Raw genomic sequence first — 7,206 nt, 5'->3', positions numbered from 1 at the left:
CCCAATTTTAAGCCACGCAACCCATGACAACTTTTATGTAAACCTACTTTATGCGGAAATGAAGCGCCAATATCAGTTTTACCCAATACTTTCACAATAAATTCACACAATTCATAAGCGTTGTTACGCACTTTTACAACTTCAGGTGTTTGTTCTAAAATATCAAAATGATGTTTTACATGGTAAATACAACTTCCTGATGGCCCAACTATATAATCGTATTCTTTAAAATTTTCTACAAAAACCTGGCAAGCACCTTTTGAATCTTCCTCGTATCCTGAATTTCCTAAAGGTTGACCGCAACACGTTTGTCCTGTTGGATAATATACATCAACTCCTAGTTTTTCTAATAATTCCAAGGTAGCAATGGCTACTTGTGGATATAGTTGATTGATATAACACGGTATAAATAATCCTACTTTCATTTGGTTGTTTCTTTTTTTCTTTTAATGAATTATTTATTAAAAGAACTTTATAAAGATTCTCTTTGTGTGATTTTTGTTGGTATGTAACATTGCATTTTTTCACCCTCATTTAAATTTATAAATTCAGCTGCTTTCATCCCCATAGCCTTAAAATCTGTTGAAACTACAGAAATACCTTTGTAAACAAATTTTTTCATTGGAGTTTCATTATAGGATAAGAAACCAACATCAATTCCTGGTTCAAATTCTTGCTCACGACATTGTTCTAAAAACTTACCCAAAACTCTATCACTCACACTTATATAGGCTGCATTTTTTTCAATTTTTATTTTTTTTTCATCTATTATTACTTTATATTTAAAATTGAACGTATCCCCAAATTTTTTAAAATAGTTAACCGTTTCTATGGAATGATGGGTGTATGATGGGTAGATAAACTGTATACTTTTATATTTTCTAAATAACTCATGAGATTCTTTTAGGCAGTTATAAAATGAAGCTCCAAAATCTTGAAAAACAAAATTATTTTCAACTTTAGAGTGTATATTCCAATCTAACAATAACAATTTATCATTGTCTATTTTGGAAATAAAAGTCGGCACATCCTTATGATCCATATTCATTACAATGTATTTGTAATATTTTCCTTTACTAATATTTAAAATCGATTTAAATTCATCAATATTATTGTGATGAAACTTAAGATCTACAATAACATTTTTAGCTAAATTATCAATAAACGAACCGTATAAAACTTCTTTATAAGATTTAAAGGTGTCTAACAATAATAAAACTCTTCTAACATTACTAGTTACATAATACCCTTTACCTCGTGCCGAATTTATGATTCCATCTGTTTTTAATATCGTATAACTCTTAAAAACAGTATCCCTTGACACTCCGTGTGTTTTGCTCAAATTATTTACAGAAGGTAATAAATCACCGACCAATAAGTCTTTTTTTGAAATTGAATTTACAATTGAATTTACAATCTGCTGATACATAGGGATATCACTACGTTCAATAATATTTAATGTAATTTGATTCATTCTTGTTTACTTTATTATGAATACCTGAACTATAATACTTACAGTAAATCAACTAGTAATTAGAGGTTTAAAAAAGAATACTCACTATAAAAACAATTTACAGCAATCTATTTTTTGATATTTTAAAGTCTATCATACATTTATTACCAACCTATTAACTTACATCAACAAAAATAGAAGCCTTTATGAAATTGTTTAGGGATGTATGTTTTTTATAAAAGGTTATATGATTTTAAGGTGCTAAATAACAATCTCGATATGCGCTGTGAGATTTAAATGCTTTAACAAAAAAATAGAACCTTATATTTCACTTTATAAACAATCCTAAAAATTTTCAGCTGTTTTTTTATCGTTCTTCAAAAATAAAAACATATCACCCTTGTTCATAACCATCTATCCTTTACTAAAAAATGTAATATTAATAATTTTACAAAAAGATATTGAAGTTATAAATAAGAACAATAGGATTATAATCTTATCTATTTAAAACTTAACAATAACTCATTAGATTTTAATAACATCTTTAAAGAAATGTTATACAATACGTTTATTAATTATAATAATATCATTTTAATCATGAAAAGACAAATTTATACATTCTTATTATTTACCGTGTTAGTAACAATGAGTTCTTCGATTACAGCTCAGAAAACAAAAGCATTAAAACAACCAAACATAATTTTTTATCTGGCCGACGATCAAGATAAATATGATTACGGTTGCTATGGGAATGATAAAATTAATACACCTGCAGTTAACCGCCTTGCAAAAGAAGGGCTTGTATTTGAAAATGCCTATACAGGTCAATCTATATGTGCTCCAAGCCGTACACAATTATATACCGGAAATTACCCTTTAAAAAATGGTGTATTCTTAAACCATATTCAAGCAAAAAACACACAAGTTGGCATTAGTAAATATTTAGAGACCTTGGGATATGATGTTATTCTCGCAGGAAAAAGTCATGTTAAACCAAAGGAAGTTTTTGATTGGACTCATGAATGGAGACCCGTACACAAAGAAGAACAGGTAAGGCCGTACGCACCTATAGACGAAATTGAAAACTATTTCGAGTCAGCTGATAAGCCATTCTGTATGTTTATCTCTTCAGACTTACCACATTCTCCTTATTATGATGTTGTTGGTAAAACCGCTGACGACCTTAAATTTTATCCTTTCAATGAAACTGATAAAGATAAAAATTATAAAGTTAAGGAAACAGCTGGTTATTATAGAAATGTAGAAGAAGACAATAACCAATTAGAAAGAGTCTTAAAATTAGTTGATAAATACCTTGATGAAAATACTATCTTTATTTATAGTGCAGACCATGGTAAAACTGGAAAATTCACGGTTTACGATCGTGGTTTAAATGTGCCTTTTGTTGTGCGTTGGCCGGGAGTAATTAAACCCGAGACACGTTCTAATGTTATGATTCACTATACAGATGTGTTACCTACTTTTGTTGAAATTGCAGGAGGTAAAACTCCTAAAAATATTGATGGAAAAAGTTTTCTTCCTTCTTTAAAAGGTTCAAAAAAAGCAATTCATGAATATGTTTACGGAGTTCAAAGTAATCAAAATATTCTAAGCGCTTCTGTATTCCCATCAAGAATGATACGAAGCAAAAAATACAAGTATATAAGAAATTTCAATTCTATTGAAGTTGTTGAAAAAAATTATGGAGACAATCAATATGTGAATGCATTTTTGAAGAGAGGTGCTGAAAAATTTAAGGATACTCCATATGAAGAATTGTATGATATCGAAAATGATCCTTTTGAAATGTTAAATCTGGCAAAAAAACCAACGTTTCAAAAGATTAAGAAAGAGCTAATAAAAGATTTATATATATGGATGAATGACCAAGAAGATTTTCTTGTTGAAGATAATTACATGCCTATTCTTAAACCTGCTAATAATCGTTTAGACATATCATCAAAATTTATTAAAGTACCTACGGAACTAGAAAACACTTTAAACGATGAGGATTATCTTATTCTTCATTATTAATAAAAAAACAGTCTCTGAAATACTTTTTACAGTAGTGTATTTCAAAAAAAAAATATGAACCAATGAAAAAAATATTTTTAACTTTTATACTTGCTGGATTGTTTTCCTGCAATGCCCAAAATAAAACGAAACAACCAAATGTTATCTTCTTTTTAGTAGATGATTTTGGTTGGATGGACACAAGTTATCAAGGAAGTCAATTTTACGAAACTCCTAATATTGACAAACTTGCACATGAAGGTATGCGTTTCAATCAAGCCTATTCCGCACATCCGCGTTGTGTCCCGTCTAGATTTGCAATGATTACTGGAAAATATCCTGCAAGAGAAGGAATTCCTGGAAAAGGAGGTCAAGATTCTGGCAAACTAAAATCTTCGGAATTTGGTATTGCAAAAGCTTTTAAACAGGAAGGTTATGTCACTTTTTTTGCTGGAAAATGGCATTTAGCTTCTGATGAAGTTTATCCTGAAGATGAAGGATTTGATTATAATTTTGGAGGTGGCCACGCGGGTGCACCAAAAAGTTATTTCTACCCATATAATACAATAAAAAATAATAAAAGTGGTAATGGTAAAGAAAAAAATATTGAAGGATTAGATGATGCCGTTGAAGGCGAATATTTGTCTGATCATTTAACTCGTAAGACGGTAAATTTCATCAAAGAAAACAAAGATAAACCTTTCTTTGTGTACTTATCACATTATGGTGTTCATACTCCTTTTGAAGGAAAAAAAGAACTTGAAAAAATTTATGAACAGAAACTAAAGGAAAATCCAGTTCCTGAAGGCCCTGAATTTGCAACTATTTGGAAAAACACTGGTGAAACTAAATTATATCAAGATAATGTAACGTACGCTGCAATGATTCAAAGTATTGATGAAAGTTTAGGAAAACTGAATGCTGTATTAAAAGAATTAAATTTAGACGAAAATACCATTATTGTTTTCACATCAGATCACGGTGGATTATCTAATAGAGGCAATAACAGACCAATTGCAACTTCAAACCTACCGTTAAGGGCTGGAAAAGGTCATAATTACGAAGGTGGTATTCGTGTGCCAATGTTTGTGAAATGGCCTGGAGTTACTAAAGAAAATTCAACAACTGATGTTGTGATTACTGGAACAGATTATTACCCAACTTTAGTAGACATGGCAAATTTAGCTCCTCAACCTCAACAGTATATAGACGGCGTAAGTTTTAGCGAAGTTCTAAAGGGTAACAAAATTGAAAATGAAGAAAGAGCTATTTTTTGGCACTCACCAATTCCTAGACCAATTAATACCGGTGACACTTCAAATACAACTGTTAGAAAAGGTGATTATAAATTACTCGATTTTTATGAAGATGGCTATGTAGAATTATATAATATTAAAAATGATCTAGGAGAAACTACTAACCTTGCCGAATCAATGCCAGAAAAAACCAAAGAACTTAAACAATTAATTGTAGACTGGAGAAAAAAAGTAAATGCTTACGTAAAGCATAACAAAAAAAATTAGCGGTTTCTTGTATTAGATTTCTCACATCATTATTTAATTAAAAATTTATAAGCACAACAGTTTAGTATTGGAAACTGTTTGAATTGAATAATTAAATGAATTCGTCGAAAGTAGTGTTAGAATTAATTTCTTATTTCCAACATAAAGGAACAGATGATTAGAAACGTACTGAAATTTCAAAAAAACTGTTTAAAACAAGCCCATTATTTAACATTGGGTTGTTTGCAGTAATAATTATATTAGTTGCACTTTATACAATTTTCTGGAAGTAAAATTAAAAAATATGAATGAACATAAGATAGGAATAGGAATTGATCTTGGAGGAACGGCAATAAAATATGGATTGGTTGACTCTGAAGGGAAGGCGTATTGGAATTCAAAAAAGCCATCAAATGCGAAATCATCCTCAAAAGAAGTTTTGAAAAATATATTAAATGCGTGTGAAGAATGTATTGAAAAAGCCAAGGAATTGGGACTTGAGGTTGAATCAATTGGAATTGGAACACCAGGACTAATTAAAAACCGTGATATAGTTCTAGGGGAAACAAAAAATATAAAAAATTGGAAAGGTACCGCTATAGCATCATTTATCTCAACACAGTTAAAACTCTCAACTTATGTAGGTAATGATGCAGATATGATGGGGCTAGGTGAATTTAAATTTACAGAAGGGAGTAATAAAGATGTAGTTGTGTTTATTACTTTAGGCACTGGAATAGGAGGTGCTATTTTTATTGATGGAAAACTATTTCAAGGCCAATTTGGTTTGTGTGGAGAACTAGGAGCTTTTCCTTTAGTTGTGAATGATGCAATTTTTGCTTGGGAAGATAAAGCCTCTACATCAGCACTAATCAATATGTATAAAGCAGCTAAAAGCATTAATGAATTGGATGTTTCAATAGATGGGAAGCATATTATCTCAAAGTATATGGAAGGTGAATCAGAGGCTATTGAAGCATTAGGGAAATCTACTGATTATGTAGCAATGGGAATTGCGGGATTCGTAAATGTTTTCAACCCTAAAAAAGTTGTGATAGGTGGGGGAATATCAGAAGCAGGAGAATTCTATTTTGATATCATAAATCAAAAGGTTCAAAAATATGTAATGAAAGAATGTTTTGAGAATGTGAAAATTGTAAAAGCTGAATTAGGGAATAAAGCAGGATTTATAGGTGCTGGGGTATTTGGGTTAGAAAGTAAAGTTTGTTAATGTCAAAATAGTTTGATTCCGCTAATTATTAATCAACATAAATTAATTTTTTTCATTTATGCCTTATGGTATATTTGAATTTTAGATTATCTTCTTTTATCTTTTGAGTTAACGTCAAAGGTGATGAGGTTGAACATAGAACGCATTCGACTTCGGACTCTTTTTCCGTAGCGGGTTTCTAGTTCCCTAGTATTTAGGTTGGTGGTGATGTGGGTTTTTGAATGACTATGACCTTGACTATGACTAAAACTATGACTAAGACTTTGACTGGTTTGGGTAAATAAATCGTATCGTGATAGTAAGATTTCTCCTAGTACATTGCAGTCTTTTGCATAATGAACTCCGATAGGTTCTACACCTAAATCGTCAAAACAGTAGTTTTTTGTTTGGTTATATTGTACCAGGGTTTCAAATCCGGATGCATTGAAGCTGAATACGATGTTGCGTGTTGGAATGATTTCGTAAGTGGTTTTGTGTGGTGCTAAATGCAGTAGTAATTGCATTAGCGATGTTTTACCACACCCTACAGGACCCGAAAGTAATATTCCTTTGCTGGTGTCGATTCCCATTTGTGCGCAGCTGTAATGGTCTTGAATGAAGTATGAGCATAGTTTGAAGAGCAAAGCTTCGTCTTCTTTGTAGATTCTGAAGTTTTTTCCGAATAGCATATGACCTTTGATGTTGAGGTAGGTTTTTATTTTTTCGAAATCGTAGTGTATGGTATTGTTTCGGATTTCTCCGATTTGGAATTTGGAGGTTCCTTCTGTTTTTATGTGTGGTGTTGAGTTCATAGTGGTTTTTTTGGTTATTTAATTATTCTTATTCATTTTTTACTCATCCCTTTCTTATTTTTTATTGGAAATCGTGATGTGCTTCGCAGTTGCTTGTCCAAAAAACGAATCAAAAAAGGACTGGACTTCCTATATTAGACTGGACATAAAGATGCGAGATTTAGAGTTACATAAATTAACTTTGAATTATGAAAAGACAACACAGGAATTACAGTA

6 protein-coding genes are annotated in these 7,206 nt (G+C 30.9%); 3 read left to right on the top strand and 3 right to left on the bottom strand.

Annotated elements, in window-relative coordinates; all coding sequences use genetic code 11:
- Together CHB67_RS16945 and CHB67_RS16940 are read right to left on the bottom strand one after the other, a co-directional pair.
- Positions 1-425 (bottom strand): (Fe-S)-binding protein (locus tag CHB67_RS16945; protein WP_141119744.1); only part of this gene is annotated, 425 nt, incomplete at its 3' end.
- Positions 426-472: 47 nt separating this feature from the next.
- Entirely contained in the window at positions 473-1,474 is a 1,002-nt protein-coding gene (locus CHB67_RS16940) for a GntR family transcriptional regulator (RefSeq protein ID WP_089382999.1), read from the bottom strand.
- 576 nt (positions 1,475-2,050) lie between these two features.
- On the opposite strand from CHB67_RS16940, the gene CHB67_RS16935 reads away from it, so the two are divergent.
- From CHB67_RS16935 to CHB67_RS16925, 3 genes are all read left to right on the top strand, one after another.
- Positions 2,051-3,487 carry a sulfatase family protein gene (locus tag CHB67_RS16935; protein ID WP_089382998.1) on the top strand — a complete coding sequence of 479 codons (1,437 nt, stop codon included), beginning with the start codon at positions 2,051-2,053 and terminating at the stop codon, positions 3,485-3,487.
- Between the two features lie 62 nt (positions 3,488-3,549).
- On the top strand, positions 3,550-4,989 hold the full coding sequence (locus tag CHB67_RS16930) for a sulfatase (RefSeq protein WP_089382997.1): 1,440 nt from the start codon (positions 3,550-3,552) through the stop codon (positions 4,987-4,989).
- Between the two features lie 283 nt (positions 4,990-5,272).
- The gene (locus CHB67_RS16925; protein ID WP_089382996.1) at positions 5,273-6,199 is read left to right on the top strand and encodes an ROK family protein; all 927 of its coding nucleotides are present in this window, start codon (positions 5,273-5,275) and stop codon (positions 6,197-6,199) included.
- Positions 6,200-6,285: 86 nt separating this feature from the next.
- On the opposite strand, the gene CHB67_RS16920 is transcribed toward CHB67_RS16925, so the two are convergent.
- Positions 6,286-6,990, bottom strand: coding sequence for an ATPase (locus CHB67_RS16920; protein WP_089382995.1), 705 nt, complete (start codon positions 6,988-6,990; stop codon positions 6,286-6,288).
- Between the last annotated feature and the right edge of the window lie 216 nt (positions 6,991-7,206).

The organism is Lutibacter agarilyticus (genome assembly GCF_900188235.1).
Taxonomy (GTDB): domain Bacteria; phylum Bacteroidota; class Bacteroidia; order Flavobacteriales; family Flavobacteriaceae; genus Lutibacter; species Lutibacter agarilyticus.
This window is presented reverse-complemented; position numbering and strand designations above follow the sequence as displayed.

Coding starts and splice junctions, on each gene's coding strand:
- CHB67_RS16925 (WP_089382996.1), top strand. CDS start 5,273: ATGAATGAACATAAGATAGGAATAGGAATTGATCTTGGAGGAACGGCA.
- CHB67_RS16940 (WP_089382999.1), bottom strand. CDS start 1,474: ATGAATCAAATTACATTAAATATTATTGAACGTAGTGATATCCCTATG.
- CHB67_RS16935 (WP_089382998.1), top strand. CDS start 2,051: ATGAAAAGACAAATTTATACATTCTTATTATTTACCGTGTTAGTAACA.
- CHB67_RS16920 (WP_089382995.1), bottom strand. CDS start 6,990: ATGAACTCAACACCACACATAAAAACAGAAGGAACCTCCAAATTCCAA.
- CHB67_RS16930 (WP_089382997.1), top strand. CDS start 3,550: ATGAAAAAAATATTTTTAACTTTTATACTTGCTGGATTGTTTTCCTGC.